This window comes from Glaciecola punicea, from assembly GCF_001756615.1.
In the GTDB taxonomy this organism is placed as follows: Bacteria; Pseudomonadota; Gammaproteobacteria; order Enterobacterales; family Alteromonadaceae; genus Glaciecola; species Glaciecola punicea.
On sequence record NZ_LZXY01000004.1, the window covers coordinates 313,005 to 330,221 of the forward strand.

Here is a 17,217-nt window from a genome sequence, read left to right on the forward strand (position 1 = left end):
ATGGAGTGGTTTGCCAACAATTTTATCCAAGCGATTTTTATTATTGGTGTGGTATTGCTTATTTTCGAGGTAGCAGTGCTAGGGTTTAGCACCTTCTTTTTATTCTTTGCAGGCTTAGCCGCAATAGTAAGCTCTATTCTGATGTGGGTAGGCATTATACCCGATACATTTTTATACGGTATTGCGTCAATAGCAGTTTTTACCTTTATCTTTGCACTGTCGCTTTGGAAGCCAATGGTGAGAATGCAGAAGACGGTGGATAAAACACGTGCCAGCAGTGACCTTATCGGATACACCTTTGTGTTACCTGAAGATATAGTGGCAATAGCAGCTATTAATGATAAGCCTTTATATCAATTTTCAGGTGTACATTGGCGACTTCAAAGTGAAGTAGATGTGTCCAAAGGCAGTCTTGTAGAAGTATCGCAAACTGATGTTGGAGTGCTGTGGGTTAAGCCCAAGCAAAAACAAGTTTAAAGCAGCCTCTACTAGTATTTTTATAAGGTAAGTTTTACTTGTCAATGCTGCGCTATTTCTATAATATACGCGCCCTTGCAGCTACCAACCAAACTCCTTGTCTTTATGATAGCTAGCTGCACTATCCGAGGCTACAACCGTAGGGAGCAGTAATGCGTCATTACGAAATAGTATTTATGGTTCACCCAGATCAGAGTGAACAGGTACCTGGTATGATCGAAAAATACAAAGGTATTCTACAAACTGACGGCGGCACTATCCACCGTTTAGAAGACTGGGGTCGCCGTCAATTGGCATATCCAATTGAAAAGCTTCACAAAGCACACTATGTACTTATCAATGTTGAAGCTACGGCTGCAGCAGTTGAAGAGTTAGAAACTGCTTTTCGTTTCAACGACATCATTCTTCGTAACTTAGTTATGCGCACAAAAGGTGCGGATTCTGAACAGTCACCAATGGCGAAAGAAGAGCGTCGCGACGAACGTAAAGAAAGACCAGCTCGCAGCGAAGCACCGGCTCAGCCAGCCGCATCAACTGAAGCTGCTCCAGAAGCGGGCGCAACTAATGAGAAGGGAGAGGAATAATGGCGAGATTTTTTAGACGTCGTAAATTCTGTCGTTTTTCTGCAGAAGGCATAGTCCAGATTGATTATAAAGATATTGCTTTGTTGAAAAACTACATCACTGAGAGCGGCAAGATTGTACCTAGCCGTATTACCGGAACTAGTGCGAAGTACCAGCGTCAGTTGTCAACAGCTATTAAGCGTGCGCGCTTTTTATCTTTGCTTCCTTACACTGATTCACACAAGTAATTATTGGCCATTTAAAGAGGTAGCAAATGAATATCATTCTACTAGACAAAATCGCCAACTTAGGTGGTTTAGGTGACAAGGTCACAGTAAAGTCAGGTTATGCTCGTAACTTCTTATTCCCACAGGGAAAAGCAGTGCCAGCAACTACAGCTAACGTAGAGAAATTTGAAACACGTCGTGCTGAGCTAGAATCTGCAAACGCAGAGAAATTAGCTAAAGCACAAGCACGCGCAGACAAATTAAATGCATTGGAAAACTTAACAATTGCTGCTCCAGCTGGCGATGAAGGTAAGCTTTTCGGTTCTGTTGGTACTCGCGACATTGCTCAGGCAATTACCGACGCTGGCATTGAAGTCGCTAAAGCAGAAGTTAAGTTACCTGAAGGTACTTTACGTGAATTAGGTGAGTTTAACATCGACATTCAAGTGCATTCTGAAGTAATGGCTAATGTAAAGTTAGTCATTATTGCAGAAGCTTAATGTAAGATTATTTTGAACTTACTAAAACACGCTTATTGGCAACAACTAGCGTGTTTTTTTTGCCAATTTTTGGCATCCCAGTAGGAAGCAATGTATCCATTAGCGAGCCCAACGAAAGCGCACCAACATTCGAGGCCGATGTTAACGGCCTTTATGAACTTAGACTTTTGTTAACGACGGTAAGGGCCAACTGCAAGTACAGCAGTGTTAGTAAATAACACTTTGCCTACTCTTAGCTTTACACGTCCTCTTGTTGGCACATGTATAGTGCAGTTGATTGTAAATAACGGCATACAAAATAGTCTTTCTTTTTTGATCGGGCTTTTTTTAACTTCTACAAAAAAGTATCACGCTTTTTAGCCACTAGTCATAAAAGGGAGAACGACTTTCTGTCAGGTTTCTTAGTTTGATAGGGCGCTGCAGCATTTGACCACCGTCTCGACCAATTGGTATCCATGGAATGTTGCCACGGCCCTTAGCGGGTGCAAACGAAAACAGGTCAAAGGGAATAGACAGGTAGAACCCTTTGGTAAAACTACCTTCGCCATAGTCTTGGGCCGATACGTCTGTGAATGCGGCATAGGCACCTACAATAATGCCGCTGTCAAAGCGTTTTGCAAAATCGATGTTTACACCTTTGTCTTTAGCTAAAAACTGTCCCGCGCTCACCGTAAGCTGAATGTCGGGTAAAAACTTAGGTTGCCAATACATAGTTACATGGCCCGTCATTGCCTGGTAATCAAAAAAAGCGGTCTCGCTGTCAAAGTCACGCTGTTTTACGAAGTTTACATCTATACCAAATGCCACTTGGCCGTTTACTGGGCTGTATAAAAGCTCACCTCCGACTCCGCCAAACATGGTTTCTAAATAACCGCCGTAGGCTTGGGCATAAACATTAGGTGCAATTCTGTCAAACCAGTGTAAATAGGCATTTTCCATGCTTACTTTACTTCGGGTTACATATTCCCTTACAAAGGTGCGCACTCTTGGCAGCGGCGATTCTTGACCATCAACTTTGAAATTAAATTTGTCAAAATTTTCAATCAAAGTGACCTTCAGGCCTGTGCGTACAGAGAAGTTGCTTTCAAAAAGGTAGCCAGTATTGATATAAGCACCGCCCTGATACAAATAGAAGTCTTCTGGGTTACCAAATGTTTGGATCCAGAATGCTTCTGAACTTAGTAAAAATCCCGAAAGCTTGTTAGGGTCAAAATTTTCTACCATGTTGTTGGACGGGTCAATGCGCTCGTAAGTTTTTGCTATCGCTGTTTCAAGGCGCGAGTAAGAAGCGGCTATCTTAAAGTCTTTAGCGTTAATTTTAGTCGCCACAATGGGAGTACTCGCGGCGGTTTCAACAATGTTATAGGTAGTGATAGATTCAGGAAGTTCCGATGCCAAAATTCGTCCAACGCGCTGCGTCGCCTCATCATGATCCCTATAGCCTAGTTGCACGCCGTAAAACGTCATTTCGTCGTTGTACTGATGAGTCGCATTGATTAAGAAACTGCCTTGGTTGACTAAATCAGCGTATAAGCGCTCTCTGTTTAAATCTTCTAAACTTTGTGCTGGGGTGAAGTCGACAAGAGAACGCGGTGGGTTGTCAAACTTGGCTTGCGTGATTGTGTGCATGTTAAAGCTGTAAGATACCCCAAAACCAAGGGTATTGCCGCGCTGATAGTTGAGGCTAAAATCCCAGTTTTCATACTGATAAACGGCGCCTACATTCCATTGGCTATCTTGTTTGAGCTGGCCTGCTCTATCGTTTATGTAGTCGTTGCCATCGTATTCGAGCGTAAGCTGCAGACCATTGATAGGTGTTTGATATTCAATGCCGCCAAAAATTGATGTAGGTCCTTTGAAAAATGCGCCAAACTCTACTTGTCCGCCAGAACCTGAAAAGCTAGCGGGGCGATCGCAAAAGGATTCTGTTAGCTCACACAGAGGATTACTAGTGTTGCCGCTGGCGCCAAGATAGCCGGTGCCAATACCAATATGAAAATCGAGCTGCCTAAATCGTTTGCTGATATTAACGAATTCGCTAGCAAAGAAACCCGTACCTCCAATGTCTGTAAAGCCAATGGATAAATCGGGCAAGTAGTAGCTTTCTTGCAAAAGTCTAAATTTTACATCAATGCCCTTGTCCTTTAAGGTTTGATCACCACTGAAGCCTTCAAACCGACTGTAACGTCGTGTACGCACATCCGTATAGCGTACGGTTGATTCCATCCATGGGAAAAGCTGCAGACTGGCTGACCAGAAACGATACTCACCAATATCATTGTAATTAACACTAAAGTCGCCTTCTTTTGCCATTCGAGCAGTGGGTGTTTGTAAAAGTCCTGTGCCACCTCTGACCATTTGTGTGGGCTTTCGATTGCTGTCTACACCAAGGCTAGATGTTTGAGACGCGTATGTACTTGTCGTATGTAGACTTGATGCCAACACAAGCGAGACAAAAATACGAGTAGCTTTCATTGTATTGTTATCCTATTGACTGCTAACTCTGCCATTTTGCTATTAATTATGCGGTGCTGAGGCGAAAACAGACTTTCGCGTAATGGAATATATATCATTGCGCCTGGCATGAGTAAGGTACACTGAGTGTTCCAATAGGCTATGGGCTTCTTTGTGATTTGGCCTTGAGCAGAGATGACATAAATATGGCTTTTATCCGCCAAGTCAGAATAAGCGACTTCAGCGCTAAATGCTTCAATGCAGGTGTCGTTTTTGTAGGGTAAATTTACGTCTTTTTCGAGCGCACCAAACACGTATACACTAGAAGCACGTTTAGATAAAAATATTCGGTACTGGCCATTTTCTACGAGAGGATTATGTTCTGCGGAAACGCGCGCTAAGTCAAAATCAATCGTTAAGGGCACAAAATCGGCAATATCCCACATTATTATTTGGTCAGACATGTCATTGTAAACTAAGCCATGCTTTCCATCATTTTGTTTTTGTTGAAACAGTATTTCAATAATTTCGCTACGCAGTGCTTGAGATTTACCTGTATTTGTTCTGAATAATTTGCTTTGCGGCCAGTACCAATCATCTGCTAGGGACATTGGCGCTAAAATTTCAGCTAAACGTGGATTAGCGCTGTAGGAATATGCGGTGTTGTTTACGCTTATTTCTACCTTGGCATGTGCTGAAAATGAGAAATGACTATAGATTAATGCCAATATGAAGCTTAAACGAACCACCATACTATTTCTCCAGTAGTCGTAATGCGCGACTAATATACGTTATTTCTATTGCGTTGCTGTGTGGTGACATTTTCTGCGACGACTTAAGTAGTTGCCCTGAGGATTGATCTAACCAGAAGGTATTTATCCACGTGTGCTTGCCATGCTTCTGGCTATTATAGTGAACGGTTTCAAGATATTTCTTGGTCATTAACTGCGCATCTTCTATGTCAACTAACTGGTTGATGAAAACAGAAGTACTCGATGATACGTTTACGCCATACTCACCATGTTGCGTGTCAATGACTCTGTCCCACTGCAAGTCTTTGTCGTAGAAAGAGGGAAGTGCTAAAGGGTCGAGTGAGAGGTTACTAACATATATAAGGTTTTTGTCTAGGTTAAGCGTACGCACTAAACGGCCGTTTTCAGTGATGAACATTACACCGTCTCTAGACACCCATTTATACTGCCCATTTTCTATAAAAGCTAAGGCCATTGTCACTTGAGAACGATCGCCATTTTTTACATAGATAAGATCGGCTGCAGATTGCCTTATTTCTTCAGTGGAAAGATTAACGGCAGTGTTGCTTTCAAAGTACATTTCGACATTTCGAATATACGCTTGTTGTGTAGTGGAGCAAGCGGTGACAAATAGAATTGAAATGACAACTATTAAAAATACCTTGAGCGGGTTCATGATCTCTCGCAGGGTTTACGTCCAATAAAAAAGCCGCTAGAAAGCGGCTTTCAGGGTATGTGGCAAATTAATTTGTTGGTGCGTAAGTAAATGTTACTGGCACTGTTACCGCTACTGTGCCGGTGTTAGTGCCGGTACCTGTTCCTGTTACGGTAGTCGTTACAGTGTTGCCAATACATACGCCGTCAACTAAAGCATCGTCACCGTTACACGTTGGTGGGGTTGGCGCAGGTGGCGTCGTTGGGTCAACTATGCGCGCTGGCGCTGATGCATTACCGTTAGAAATTATGGCTGCTGCAACGGTAAGCGCTGTTGCCGCTGCCGCAATAGCTTCTTCTTTTAAACTACCGTCGGCCGAACGAAATGCGCTTTCTTCCCCAGTCCGTTCTTGCGCCTGTAAACTAACAGAAGCAATAGATGCTGCAAGTGCAAAACAAATCAAACTCTTTTTCATAAATTCACCTTAAAAAAATATACTTGCTGTGAAGAGTACTTTACTAGGAAGTTCATTTCAAGATATAAATTCAATACCTGCTGTGTTATTACAATATTCTTTTACGATTATTGCTCAGACCCTAACAGGGTTAAATAAACGTCAATGATACGCTAGTATATCGGCTGCGAGATCCGCAAACATTACGTAAATTTTCGTCAAGTTATCGAATGTTTTGACCATAACCTTAGCAATATAACAAAGACATGGAACACGGTGCATACTGCATGGGTAAATTGTATAGACTCAATCAATTGTTAATAACTAATTATAAATATTAAAAATGACCTAATTCGCGTCACTATATTAGTATAGAGACATGAAACCATAAGCACATGTATATTCTTATCTACCGTTATGCGATGCTTATCAAACGTACAGTTTTGCGTTTTACAAAACTGTACGACAACTATCACTTTAAAAAGGTCTTACAATGAAAGAAGCCGTAATTGTTTCAACTGCCCGCACGCCGATTGGTCGCGCTTTTAAAGGTGCTTTTAATAACACCAAGTCGCCTACTATGACCGCGCATGCTATTAAACATGCTGTCGCTCGCTCTGGCGTTGACGCTGCGCAAATTGATGATGTAATTATAGGCTCTGTGCTAAACGCTGGTAGTGCAGGCGGTAATATTGCGCGTTTAGCAAGTTTGGCGGCTGGTTTACCTTACAGTGCGTCAGGTCAAACAATTGACCGGCAGTGTTCATCGGGTGTTATGGCAATAGCCACCGCAGCTAAACAAATCATGGTTGATGGCATGAAAGTAATTGTAGCAGGAGGCCAAGAGAATATTTCAGAAGTACAGCAAAAGTACTTTGAATGGGCCAGCAAATGCACCGATGAAAATGTGCTTAAGCACGCACCAAATGCGTATATGCCTATGCTACTTACCGCTGAGCACGTGGCCAAGAAATATAAAATCTCACGTGATGCACAAGATGAATATGGTTTACAGTCGCAGTTACGCACAGCTGCGGCGCAAGAGGCAGGAAGGTTTGACCAAGAAATTGTGCCCATGTCTACCACTAAGAGTGTTTTCAACAAAGAAACGAAAGAACTTACTTTTGAAGAAGTAACCTTAAGTACAGATGAAGGTAATCGTCCGTCCACTACTTTAGAGGGTCTGCAAAGCTTAAAGTCTGTCATTGAAGGCGGTTGTATTACCGGCGGAAACGCTAGTCAGTTGTCTGACGGTGCATCAGCATGCGTCGTGATGGATAGAGCATTAGCCGAGCAGCGTAATCTAGATATTTTAGGTACTTACCGAGGCATGATGGTGGCTGGTAATAAGCCCGAAGAAATGGGTATTGGGCCTATTTATGCGGTGCCTAAACTGTTAAAAGTACATGGCTTGAGTATCAATGATATTGGTTTGTGGGAGTTAAACGAAGCTTTTGCCTGCCAAGCACTTTACTGCCGTGACAAATTAGGCATTGACCCTGAAATTTACAATGTTAACGGTGGCGCTATTTCAATAGGTCATCCTTATGGAATGACAGGCGCACGCACAGTAGGGCACGCATTAATTGAAGGCAAACGTCGTGGTGTAAAATATGTTGTTGTCACAATGTGTGTTGGCGGCGGTATGGGCGCGGCCGGTTTGTTCGAAATAAATAATTAATAGCGGTTAATTTTCGATTGAACAGCTTACTTTGGCAAATGGTGACGAAAAAATACTGCTAACCAGTAAAAAAATGTTCGAAGGAGTAGACGGCAGCAAGTACCGCATGTCGGTGTTTCGTGATGTGACTGAAAAAGAGATTTTAATACACGATTTAAAGCGTCCAAATGAAGATCTTGCGGAAATGTTAAAGCGCATTAAAAATGCCGGTAGTTGCTCAAGGAATAGAAACTTAAGCGCATTTGGACATGTGTAAATCGTTGAAAATTGACCATGGACAGGGATTCTTTATAGGCCGTCTTGCAGCAGCTGAAAGTTTCGATGATTACTTGAGTTGAGTTGTGGTGATTTGTATACTCGCATTAAAATCAAAAGGCTAATTTTTCTGCGTATACTATTAGGTAGCTTTGTATTGGCGGGCGCATTTTTTTTGCTGTTATCTTTGTATATTGATGGTGTATAAAACACTCCTTGGACAAGCATGAAGCAGACGGCAAAACACTACTGGCATGGATTGAAGAGCAAGGTTTGAGTAGCCATCCTGTAGGCTCGCCTGCAAACAAATATTCAACATACGATAGGCATTTCATAGTGCTTTATCTCGTAATTTATATCGTGTAATTTCGCCAGTGCGAATGCCTATTTCAAGTAAAACTGCCATACAAAGGTATGCTATCTTATCCAATTCTGACGAGACAAACCGTTTCGCTTAGCGCATAATAACCAACTGTTTTTAAACTTTAAGGATTTTTGTGGCCCAGGCACCCAATCAACCGTCTTTTTCTGCGACTAAGAACAAATCGCAAGACGACGATATCGCAAGACTCAATACGCCCCCGCACTCTTTAGAGGCAGAACAGGCTGTATTAGGCAGTATTATTCAGTCGATAGACGCATGGGATAAAGTCGCAGAAGTACTCATACAAGAAGATTTTTATAATCGCTCTCATCGCGTTATCTTTACGGCCATTACGCGTCTAATTTCTAAGAGCAGTGCAGCCGACCCAATAACCTTGAAAGCTGAGCTAGAACTACACAATGAACTTGACGATGTAGGTGGTTTTAGTTACCTAGTTAATTTAGCCAGAAACACGCCTAGTTCTTCAAACATAACCGCCTATGCAAACATAGTGCGAGAGCGCGCGGTGGTGCGTGAACTTATAGGCGCGGCTAACGACATTGCCGATGTTAGTTTCAACCCACAAGGCCGTGACAGTAGAGAGCTGCTCGATTTAGCTGAAACCAAAGTGTTCGAAATAGCAGAAAAGCGCACAGCGGCTAACGAAGGTCCTATAAGTGTGTCTACCGCTTTGCAAAAAACGGTTGGGCGAATTGAAGAGTTAGCTAAGTTAAAGAAAGCGGTGACGGGTGTATCAACCGGATACACTGACCTTGATAAAAAAACCAGTGGCTTACAGCCCTCTGATTTGATTATTGTTGCTGCACGTCCCTCAATGGGTAAAACAACGTTTGCCATGAACTTAGTTGAAAATGCTTTACTGCTGGAAGATAAGCCAGTGCTGGTGTTCAGCCTTGAGATGCCGTCTGAACAAATTATGATGAGAATGCTTGCCTCTTTGAGCCGAGTTGATCAAACCTCAATACGCACAGCGCGCTTAAACGACGACGACTGGGGTAAAATTCAATCAAGTATGGTGATGCTAAAAGAAAGAGATAATCTTTATATAGATGACTCATCAGGACTAACGCCCATGGAAGTGCGCACGCGAGCGCGTAAATTAGCGCGGGATAAAGGCGGTATCTCTATGATAATGATTGATTATTTACAGTTAATGCGTGTGCCTACTTTGTCAGAAAATAGAACCTTGGAAATTGCAGAAATATCAAGATCGTTAAAAGCCTTGGCAAAAGAGTTGAAGTGTCCCGTTGTTGCGTTATCGCAGCTTAATCGTGGCTTGGAGCAAAGGGCTGACAAACGACCCATTAACTCAGACCTGCGAGAGTCGGGTGCAATTGAGCAGGACGCCGATCTTATTATGTTTATATACAGAGATGAGGTGTATAACGAAAATAGCGACATTAAAGGAGTTGCTGAAATTATTATTGGTAAACAAAGAAACGGCCCTATTGGTACCACACGATTAACGTTTCAGGGTCAGTTTTCTCGTTTTGATAATTATACGGGTGCAGCTTACGGTGAAGACTAACTTACGATTTTGTCAGTGAACGTAGCACACAACTATGACCATAAAAAAAGCCCCGAAGAATTAGCATCTTTGGGGCTTTGTTATTTGGGGCTAGTGCTGTACTAGCCTTTTTGTTTCTTAGAGATTAACGTTAGTATCGACCAACGTGCTAACTTTAACTTCTATGCGACGGTTAAGACGGCTTGCTTCAGCTGTATTAGCGGTGCTCTTAAGTCTTGTCTCGCCGTAACCAACTGTTTGTAAACGAGTACCATCTACACCGTATTCTTCAATCAGAAGGGTACGTACTACATTGGCGCGCTTTTCAGATAGCATCTGGTTGTAGTCAGTTTCACCTACCGCTGAGCTATGGCCTTCAATAACCGCTTCGGTAGTGGGGTGCTGCTCCATGAAAGCAGCGAACTCTTGAATGCGAGCCGAATCAGGATTTGCCACTACGCTGCTGTTATTAGCAAACAACATATTAAGCGCCACTGATACTTCTCTTTTTTCCATGAGGCTACAGCCGTCAGCGCCCACTTTGTCGTTTGCAGGTGTGTTTAAGCACTTATCAACGTTGTCAAGAACACCGTCGTTGTCTGCATCGCCAACTACACAGCCGCGTGCGTTAACTACCGAGCCGGCAAGTGTCATAGGGCATTCATCTTGTGCGTTTAATACGCCATCGTTGTCCATATCGATGGCACAGCCTGTCGCATCAACCTGCGTACCTGCTAACGTTCCTGGGCAACGGTCTATGCCATCGCTCACGCCGTCGCCGTCGCTATCAGGGCTGTATACGCTGGTGTTAACACCAAAAACGTAGGCTAAACCTACTTTTGCGCTATATTCTCTGTAGCTTTCACCGAAGTCGTGATAGGCAGCAAGCTCAGTTACTAAACGAATATTATCAGTTAATTCCCAATGCTTACCAACACCGGCAGCGGCCATGCGGAAGTTGTCACTGTTAAGCGATTGCTCGCGCACACCGCCGAAGAAATATGCAACATCATTTTCTAAGAAATACATGGCGTCAACGCCTAGTAAAGTGCCGTCTTCGTCTCTTGCTAATGGATCATTTTTGTCGTTGTCGATTAACAAACGACCTAATTCAAATCTTATTGCCCATGAAGGATCAAAACGAAATCCACCTTCAAGGCCAAAGCCTCTGCCGTCATTAAGTCCGCCAACAGGTTCGATCTTTTCAATGTCAGCACCATAATACTGAGCGAATCCGCCTACCCAGCTTTCATAGGGAGGGGCTTCTTGTGCTTGAACTGAAGTAGTCAATGCCGCAGCTAAGGCCGCAGCCACACAGATTGTAAGTTTTTTCATTATCAAATTTCCTTTTCTTGTATTGTAAGTTGTTCTTGTACACAGCATTTGTGGTGCAATGTAAGTAAGTATTAATAGCGCCGACGTTTTATACTAGGTATCTACACAAAATTTTAAGTAAGCGCTGCCAAAATTGCTAATAGTGTGCGAATATTTTTGGGACCTCTCGCTTTGATCTGCATAATATAGATGTCTATTGATAAAACAAGCGCTGCTATACCAAAGTAGCAAATAATTTTTCTAATTCTTGTTATATTGCTACGTCGTCTGGTTTACGATTTCTATGAGTAATTTCATCTGAAATTAGCCTTGTCCTTTATTTACTTGCTAAAAATATAAATGAAAGATTAGCTATCTCTGTTGTTAACTTGGCACTTTTGACAAATGCCATGAGCTTCTATGGTTTGACTAATTATTTGAAAGTTATTTTGTCTGGCTTGTAGCTCTAGTGTTTCTTCTACCCCTTCAGAGCTGATTTCTTGAACGTCGCCGCAGGCGTCACAAATTAAAAACTGCACGGGGTGTGAACAGCCGAAATGATGACATGCCTTAAAGGTGTTAGTCGACTCAACTTTATGCACAAGGCCCAGTTCCAAAAAGAAGTCTAACGCTCTGTATACGGTAGGTGGCTTAGCAGAATCTTCAATTAGTTTTAGTTTGTCGAGCAGGTCGTATGCGCCTATCGAGGAATCTTCTTGTAGCAGTATTTCGTAAATCCGAGCACGAAGTGGCGTAAAGCGAGCGCCTTTTTCTTCACAAAAAGTTCGAGCCTTGATAAACAAAAGTTGTTTACTCTTATTAAGGGCTACGCTCACGATTTTTTCATACTTTTGGCACGCCTCTTGTTTACAATAGCCCAAATTACCTTAGCGCAATTTGTCTCAATTCAATGTATGTTAATAGGATCTTTGAATGATAGCATCTTAAATCTACAGGATTCCTATTTCATGATCACCTATTAATAAGCCTAAGTATATCATTCAAGGGATTGTGAACAAGTCGTTATATACGTAAAGTGTTATAGTTGTAAAATAAAAAATGTTAAATCTAAATTATTTATGCACAAGGTCAGTGTCCATTGAAAAGTAAATCCCGCCTATTTTTTGTATTTATCAATCACAAGATCCTATTAAAGCGCTCAGTGGCCAAGATTAATAGTGGCATTAGCAATGAGCAATCTTTAGGCGATTTAGTCGGTTTACCTGCGGCATTGGCTCATTATCAAGAACAGCAGCAGTCCCTAGTAATGAGCAGTGAACACGGTGAGCATTGGTTAGTTGACATTCACCATATAGAATTTGTAGAAGGGGAATATCGTTTACATACATTAAGAGAGTTGTTGGGTCTTTTATCACGCGAACATTTTCAATATATTGCGCAAGCATGGCAATATGCATTGTTTTTACGTACACACCGATATTGTGGGCGCTGCGGTGAAGAGCTACGAAAGGTTACATGGGAAATGGCGATGCACTGCGACAAGTGCAAACATAGGGTCTATCCGCGTGTATCTCCGTGTATTATTGTGGCTATTCATAATGGTTCGCAAATTTTATTAGCGCAAGGCGTAAGGCAATCAGGCGGGGGGTATTATTCAACCTTAGCTGGGTTTGTGGAAAGTGCAGAATCGTTAGAGCAGGCTGTGCACCGAGAGGTTATGGAAGAGGTAAGCGTGCGCGTAAAAAATGTTGAATACTTCGACAGCCAGCCGTGGCCATTTCCTCACTCATTAATGGTGGGGTATATTGCTGAATATGACGGCGGTGATATAAAGGTAGACGGTAAAGAAATTCACGATGCACAGTGGTTTGATATTGACAATATGCCCAACACGCCACCTAAAGTTTCCATTGCAGGACACTTGATAGAAGAAACGCTGCGACGAATAAAGAAAAATCAAAAAAAATAGCGTATACTTTCGCGCAAAATTAATAGTCAGACATTCCTTATATTAGTTAGACAGAGATTGCAACTACCTTATGACGACATTGAAAAACGATAGATACATCCGCGCATTACTCAAACAACCTGTAGATGCCACGCCCGTATGGATGATGCGCCAAGCAGGTAGATACTTACCAGAGTATAAGGCTGTTCGCAAAGAAGCCGGTGATTTTATGGCAGTGTGTACTAATCCTGAATTGGCATGTGAAGTTACATTACAGCCACTTCGCCGATTCAAGCTAGATGCCGCGATCCTTTTTTCTGATATTCTGACTATACCAGATGCAATGGGTTTAGGTTTGTACTTTGAAGCCGGCGAAGGTCCGAAGTTTAAGCACCCAATAAAGAGTCTGGCGGATGTTAAAAAACTGCCCAATCCTGATCCTGAAATAGAGCTCAAATACGTGATGGATGCGGTACGCACAATACGTAAGAACCTTAAAGGTAGTGTGCCGCTAATTGGGTTTTCTGGCAGCCCTTGGACGCTAGCTACATATATGATTGAAGGTGGTTCAAGCAAAGCGTTTACCAAAATCAAGAAAATGGCCTTTGCTGAGCCGCAAACATTGCACTTATTACTCGACAAAGTTGCTGATTCTGTTACTGCATATTTAAATGCACAAATAGCGGCTGGTGCCCAGTCGGTCATGATATTTGATACATGGGGTGGGGTGTTGAGCCCTCGAGATTATAAATTGTTTTCACTGCAATATATGGAAAAGATCGTGGCTGGCCTTACGCGCGAGTACGAAGGCAATAAAGTGCCTGTTACATTATTTACGAAAAACGGTGGCATGTGGCTCGAGTCTATTGCGGCAACAGGTTGCGATGCACTTGGGCTAGACTGGACTATTGACATTGCCGATGCTAAAGCACGAGTAGGTGACAAAGTTGCGCTGCAGGGTAATATGGACCCATCGATTCTGTATGCAAGTAAAGAGAGGATAGAACAAGAAGTGCAAGATATTCTGGCCGGTTTTGGCGCGGGAGAAGGACATGTGTTTAATTTAGGGCACGGCATTCATTTAGATGTCCCGCCTGAAAATGCCGGTTATTTTGTTGACGCGGTGCATAAGTATAGTAAGCAGTATCATAAGTAAAGACTCCATTTATAGGCGGTGAGTTGTGCCTTTGTAAAATAAAATTGTACGCCTAAGTATGTTTTGCATAAAGTAATGGGCACAATTTCCGATAAAGAACCCGCCGCAAAAGAACTTGAGGTGACTCATGATAATCGTTTTGAGCTAGGAACTATTTACTTTTTTACGTTAACTGTATATTATATGCATGAGCGAATGGTTAATCGTAATGCTTGTTTTTTACGTGTGTGTCTTTTGCAAAGCTAGCAACCATGTAAGAGTGAAATGACAATTATGAAACCTTATGCAAATATAAGCGAGTTAATTGAAACCTTAGAGTTGGAAATAGCATCTTTGAGTGATACAATAAAAACCTTGAATAAAGAACCGCAAAGCGTTAACGAACAAATCATCTTTAAGTATATCGATACTCGTAGTACAGGTAAAACAAAAGATTACGTTAGGGGCTTAGATATTAAATCTGAGCGTGGTACTTTATTTTCGTCCGGCGATGTAAGCAAGCTTATTAAAGGCGGAGCAGATGATATTTCATCTGAATTGCTAGGAATAGCGAAAAAAGTCGTCAATATAAGAAAAAATAGCGGTAATTAACGTTAATTCGTATTATAGTGAGACGTAACAATTCAAAGCTCTACCGCTATTGTGGGTGAGCAAGATTAAAGTTCTGATTATGTGATGGTGATAGCAAATCAGAATTATATTTTTCACCAAATATAAAGAGAGTGTTATGAGTAAAGGTACAGTTAAGTGGTTCAATGCAGATAAAGGTTTTGGCTTTATTACTCCTGAAGACGGTAGCAAAGATTTGTTTGTTCACCATTCAGAAATTCAAGCTGGTGGCGGTTACGCTACATTGAACGACGGCCAAGCGGTAGAGTTCGAAGTTGGCCAAGGACAAAAAGGTCCATGTGCAAATAAAGTTGTTGCTATCTAAGTAATAATGCATATTTGGGTAGCGGGAGGTTTTACCTCCAGCTACCACATTTCAAAAATGCTTTCCTAAAGCAAATAACATTCATATTTTCCTAAAAAATTCCCCAGCTGCTTACTCTAAAAAAACTCTTCCTTTCTAAAAAGCTAGTATCATTTCTAAACTTTACTGAGAATAAGTGCGAACTTAGCGTTTAAATTGCTTTTATATAGCTACAAGTCGGTAGGAGATTGTTTCCCCCTATATTTGGAGCATATACTTGTTTGATAATAAGCACGTATTAATCACAGGTGCAACTGGTTCCTACGAAAAAACGTTTTCTTCCTTAACCGCTCTTAATACCAGATTCTATGTGCTACATTACGTTGAGTACCATCAGTTAACTTAATGAGCTACAACACTTACTTACTTTTACTAGCGCAGCATAATGTGGGCTCTATTGACACAATGTATGTATGCATAAAGGTACAAGCGAGCAACGATATGACCCCTGCGATTGATATCCTAATAGAGCAAAAAGTAGTATTTCAACTTCATCGTTATTCGCACGACACGCAAGCAGGTGCATATGGAGAAGAAGCTGCGAAAAAGCTAGGTATTGCCTATGAGAAAGTGTATAAAACGCTTGTTATTGCAGGAAGCCAAGGTCAAATGGCGGTAGCGGTAGTGCCTGTGTCTCACAAATTGAGTATGAAGAAAATGGCAAAAGCACTCGCTTGGAAAAAAGTAGCATTGGCTGACAAAGAACAAGTAAGTCGTTCTTCAGGGTATGTGATCGGTGGCGTTAGCCCTTTAGGGCAAAAGAAGTCCCTAAGGACTATAATTGACAAGTCTAGTGTTGCGTTTCCTACCATTTTTATCAGTGCCGGAAAAAGGGGCTTGGAGATAGAGCTAAGTTCACAAGATTTAGCTTTCCTAACTAAGGCCAAATTTGCTGATATTAGCGGAGACTAGCAAGCAAAGCTTACCTTATCACATCCACAAAACAACCTAAATTCAGTTATAATGTTAGCGTACAGCATCCATAATAAAATAGGATAATTTTGCAAATAATCATAGATGAAATAGCCTCGAACATGATGCAACTGCAGGATAAAGGCAATGTCGCTAGCTATATTCCTGAGCTTGCGAAAATAGATGCAAATCAATTTGCAATAAGTGTGGCTTTGCCTAACGGTGAGATTTTTAATGCGGGATGCTTTAAAACCTTGTTTTCTATCCAAAGCATTTCAAAAGTATTCACGCTCACTTTAGCCCTAGACAAGTTAGGTGAAACGCTTTGGTCTCGCGTAGGTCGAGAACCTTCGGGAGACCCATTTAATTCCATAGTGCAGCTTGAACATGAACATGGTAAGCCTCGGAATCCATTCATTAATGCAGGCGCCATTGCGGTAGCTGATGCAATTATGCAGGGTCATAAATCTAGCAAAATGTTAGCCGAAATACTCCATTTCGTGCGTTTTTTAGCCGATGATAAGAGCATTGGGATTGATGAAAATGTTGCGCGCTGTGAAGCACACAGCGGTGCTAGAAATATCTCATTAGCCTATTTTATGGCCTCATTTGGACAGTTTGAGAACCCTGTTCCGGATGTGTTAAACACTTATTTCAGCCATTGCTCAATTGCGATGAACACAGAACAGTTAGCAAAAGCTGGACTATTTTTGGCGAATAATGGGAAAAATCCAAATACAGGTTTCCCTATTGTGTCATCTCAACGCGCCAAGCGTATTAATGCACTCATGCTAACATGTGGACACTACGACGGTTCTGGCGAGTTTGCCTTTAGAGTCGGCTTGCCAGGCAAAAGTGGGGTGGGTGGCGGAATATTGGCTATTGCACCTGGCAAAGCTTCCATTGCCGTATGGTCGCCTGGTCTTGACACTATTGGTAATAGTAAATTAGGCACTTATGCGCTTGAATTATTTGCGGCTGAAACGGGCTGGTCGGTTTTTGGTGATTAGCCTCAAACAAAGCCAGCCCTAGTGGCGCGCCGC

Annotated in this window: 19 protein-coding genes; 13 read left to right on the forward strand and 6 right to left on the reverse strand. The window is 42.0% G+C overall.

Annotated features, from left to right (window positions below; all coding sequences use genetic code 11):
• The 4 genes from BAE46_RS07365 to rplI all read left to right on the forward strand — a co-directional run bounded on the left by BAE46_RS07365 (nt 1) and on the right by rplI (nt 1,767).
• Nucleotides 1-477, forward strand: coding sequence for an NfeD family protein (locus BAE46_RS07365; RefSeq protein ID WP_006005462.1), 477 nt, complete (start codon nt 1-3; stop codon nt 475-477).
• 152 nt (nt 478-629) lie between these two features.
• Nucleotides 630-1,061 carry a 30S ribosomal protein S6 gene (rpsF, locus tag BAE46_RS07370; RefSeq protein ID WP_006005460.1) on the forward strand — a complete coding sequence of 144 codons (432 nt, stop codon included), beginning with the start codon at nt 630-632 and terminating at the stop codon, nt 1,059-1,061.
• Complete coding sequence (rpsR, locus tag BAE46_RS07375) at nt 1,061-1,288, forward strand: 30S ribosomal protein S18 (protein ID WP_006005458.1); 228 nt, start codon at nt 1,061-1,063, stop codon at nt 1,286-1,288. The genes rpsF and rpsR overlap by 1 nt, the downstream gene beginning before the upstream one ends.
• A gap of 26 nt (nt 1,289-1,314) precedes the next feature.
• Nucleotides 1,315-1,767 (forward strand): 50S ribosomal protein L9, encoded by a 453-nt coding sequence (rplI, locus tag BAE46_RS07380; protein WP_006005456.1) that lies wholly within the window; start codon nt 1,315-1,317, stop codon nt 1,765-1,767.
• Between the two features lie 363 nt (nt 1,768-2,130).
• Here rplI and BAE46_RS07385 read toward each other — a convergent pair whose 3' ends face one another.
• The 4 genes from BAE46_RS07385 to BAE46_RS07400 form a co-directional block, all read right to left on the reverse strand.
• Nucleotides 2,131-4,242: a YjbH domain-containing protein gene (locus BAE46_RS07385; RefSeq protein ID WP_070112202.1), complete on the reverse strand. Its 2,112-nt coding sequence runs from the start codon at nt 4,240-4,242 to the stop codon at nt 2,131-2,133.
• Nucleotides 4,239-4,973 carry a capsule biosynthesis GfcC family protein gene (locus tag BAE46_RS07390; RefSeq protein WP_070112204.1) on the reverse strand — a complete coding sequence of 245 codons (735 nt, stop codon included), beginning with the start codon at nt 4,971-4,973 and terminating at the stop codon, nt 4,239-4,241. The genes BAE46_RS07385 and BAE46_RS07390 overlap by 4 nt, the downstream gene beginning before the upstream one ends.
• Nucleotide 4,974: 1 nt before the next feature.
• Nucleotides 4,975-5,649, reverse strand: coding sequence for a YjbF family lipoprotein (locus BAE46_RS07395; RefSeq protein ID WP_070112206.1), 675 nt, complete (start codon nt 5,647-5,649; stop codon nt 4,975-4,977).
• A 67-nt stretch (nt 5,650-5,716) separates the two neighbouring features.
• Complete coding sequence (locus BAE46_RS07400) at nt 5,717-6,103, reverse strand: hypothetical protein (protein ID WP_006005449.1); 387 nt, start codon at nt 6,101-6,103, stop codon at nt 5,717-5,719.
• 472 nt (nt 6,104-6,575) lie between these two features.
• Between BAE46_RS07400 and BAE46_RS07405 the strand changes: the two genes are divergently transcribed.
• The 3 genes from BAE46_RS07405 (at nt 6,576) to dnaB (ending at nt 9,931) form a co-directional block, all read left to right on the forward strand.
• Nucleotides 6,576-7,763 (forward strand): acetyl-CoA C-acyltransferase, encoded by a 1,188-nt coding sequence (locus BAE46_RS07405; RefSeq protein WP_006005447.1) that lies wholly within the window; start codon nt 6,576-6,578, stop codon nt 7,761-7,763.
• 31 nt (nt 7,764-7,794) lie between these two features.
• Entirely contained in the window at nt 7,795-8,019 is a 225-nt protein-coding gene (locus BAE46_RS07410) for a hypothetical protein (RefSeq protein WP_006005445.1), read from the forward strand.
• Between the two features lie 496 nt (nt 8,020-8,515).
• Nucleotides 8,516-9,931, forward strand: a complete 1,416-nt coding sequence (gene dnaB, locus BAE46_RS07415; protein ID WP_006005439.1) for a replicative DNA helicase — start codon at nt 8,516-8,518, stop codon at nt 9,929-9,931.
• 117 nt (nt 9,932-10,048) lie between these two features.
• On the opposite strand, the gene BAE46_RS07420 is transcribed toward dnaB, so the two are convergent.
• Both BAE46_RS07420 and BAE46_RS07425 read right to left on the reverse strand, forming a co-directional pair.
• Nucleotides 10,049-11,245, reverse strand: coding sequence for an OmpA family protein (locus BAE46_RS07420; RefSeq protein ID WP_070112208.1), 1,197 nt, complete (start codon nt 11,243-11,245; stop codon nt 10,049-10,051).
• Between the two features lie 347 nt (nt 11,246-11,592).
• Nucleotides 11,593-12,060, reverse strand: a complete 468-nt coding sequence (locus BAE46_RS07425; protein WP_006005435.1) for a transcriptional repressor — start codon at nt 12,058-12,060, stop codon at nt 11,593-11,595.
• Nucleotides 12,061-12,386: 326 nt separating this feature from the next.
• Here BAE46_RS07425 and nudC point away from each other — a divergent pair, with 326 nt between their 5' ends.
• The 6 genes from nudC to BAE46_RS07455 all read left to right on the forward strand — a co-directional run bounded on the left by nudC (nt 12,387) and on the right by BAE46_RS07455 (nt 17,184).
• Entirely contained in the window at nt 12,387-13,154 is a 768-nt protein-coding gene (nudC, locus tag BAE46_RS07430) for an NAD(+) diphosphatase (protein WP_083256825.1), read from the forward strand.
• A gap of 70 nt (nt 13,155-13,224) precedes the next feature.
• The gene (hemE, locus tag BAE46_RS07435) at nt 13,225-14,289 is read left to right on the forward strand and encodes a uroporphyrinogen decarboxylase (RefSeq protein WP_070112211.1); all 1,065 of its coding nucleotides are present in this window, start codon (nt 13,225-13,227) and stop codon (nt 14,287-14,289) included.
• A 273-nt stretch (nt 14,290-14,562) separates the two neighbouring features.
• Nucleotides 14,563-14,880, forward strand: coding sequence for a hypothetical protein (locus BAE46_RS07440; RefSeq protein ID WP_070112258.1), 318 nt, complete (start codon nt 14,563-14,565; stop codon nt 14,878-14,880).
• A gap of 136 nt (nt 14,881-15,016) precedes the next feature.
• Nucleotides 15,017-15,223, forward strand: a complete 207-nt coding sequence (locus BAE46_RS07445) for a cold-shock protein (RefSeq protein ID WP_006005424.1) — start codon at nt 15,017-15,019, stop codon at nt 15,221-15,223.
• Nucleotides 15,224-15,703: 480 nt separating this feature from the next.
• A complete protein-coding gene (ybaK, locus tag BAE46_RS07450; RefSeq protein ID WP_070112260.1) occupies nt 15,704-16,174 on the forward strand; it encodes a Cys-tRNA(Pro) deacylase in 471 nt (156 codons plus the stop codon).
• An 89-nt stretch (nt 16,175-16,263) separates the two neighbouring features.
• The gene (locus tag BAE46_RS07455) at nt 16,264-17,184 is read left to right on the forward strand and encodes a glutaminase (protein ID WP_070112213.1); all 921 of its coding nucleotides are present in this window, start codon (nt 16,264-16,266) and stop codon (nt 17,182-17,184) included.
• Nucleotides 17,185-17,217 lie beyond the last annotated feature (33 nt).

Coding starts and splice junctions, on each gene's coding strand:
- ybaK (WP_070112260.1), top strand. CDS start 15,704: ATGACCCCTGCGATTGATATCCTAATAGAGCAAAAAGTAGTATTTCAA.
- BAE46_RS07385 (WP_070112202.1), bottom strand. CDS start 4,242: ATGAAAGCTACTCGTATTTTTGTCTCGCTTGTGTTGGCATCAAGTCTA.
- rplI (WP_006005456.1), top strand. CDS start 1,315: ATGAATATCATTCTACTAGACAAAATCGCCAACTTAGGTGGTTTAGGT.
- BAE46_RS07365 (WP_006005462.1), top strand. CDS start 1: ATGGAGTGGTTTGCCAACAATTTTATCCAAGCGATTTTTATTATTGGT.
- BAE46_RS07400 (WP_006005449.1), bottom strand. CDS start 6,103: ATGAAAAAGAGTTTGATTTGTTTTGCACTTGCAGCATCTATTGCTTCT.
- BAE46_RS07445 (WP_006005424.1), top strand. CDS start 15,017: ATGAGTAAAGGTACAGTTAAGTGGTTCAATGCAGATAAAGGTTTTGGC.
- BAE46_RS07390 (WP_070112204.1), bottom strand. CDS start 4,973: ATGGTGGTTCGTTTAAGCTTCATATTGGCATTAATCTATAGTCATTTC.
- rpsR (WP_006005458.1), top strand. CDS start 1,061: ATGGCGAGATTTTTTAGACGTCGTAAATTCTGTCGTTTTTCTGCAGAA.
- hemE (WP_070112211.1), top strand. CDS start 13,225: ATGACGACATTGAAAAACGATAGATACATCCGCGCATTACTCAAACAA.
- rpsF (WP_006005460.1), top strand. CDS start 630: ATGCGTCATTACGAAATAGTATTTATGGTTCACCCAGATCAGAGTGAA.
- BAE46_RS07395 (WP_070112206.1), bottom strand. CDS start 5,649: ATGAACCCGCTCAAGGTATTTTTAATAGTTGTCATTTCAATTCTATTT.
- BAE46_RS07405 (WP_006005447.1), top strand. CDS start 6,576: ATGAAAGAAGCCGTAATTGTTTCAACTGCCCGCACGCCGATTGGTCGC.
- BAE46_RS07440 (WP_070112258.1), top strand. CDS start 14,563: ATGAAACCTTATGCAAATATAAGCGAGTTAATTGAAACCTTAGAGTTG.
- BAE46_RS07420 (WP_070112208.1), bottom strand. CDS start 11,245: ATGAAAAAACTTACAATCTGTGTGGCTGCGGCCTTAGCTGCGGCATTG.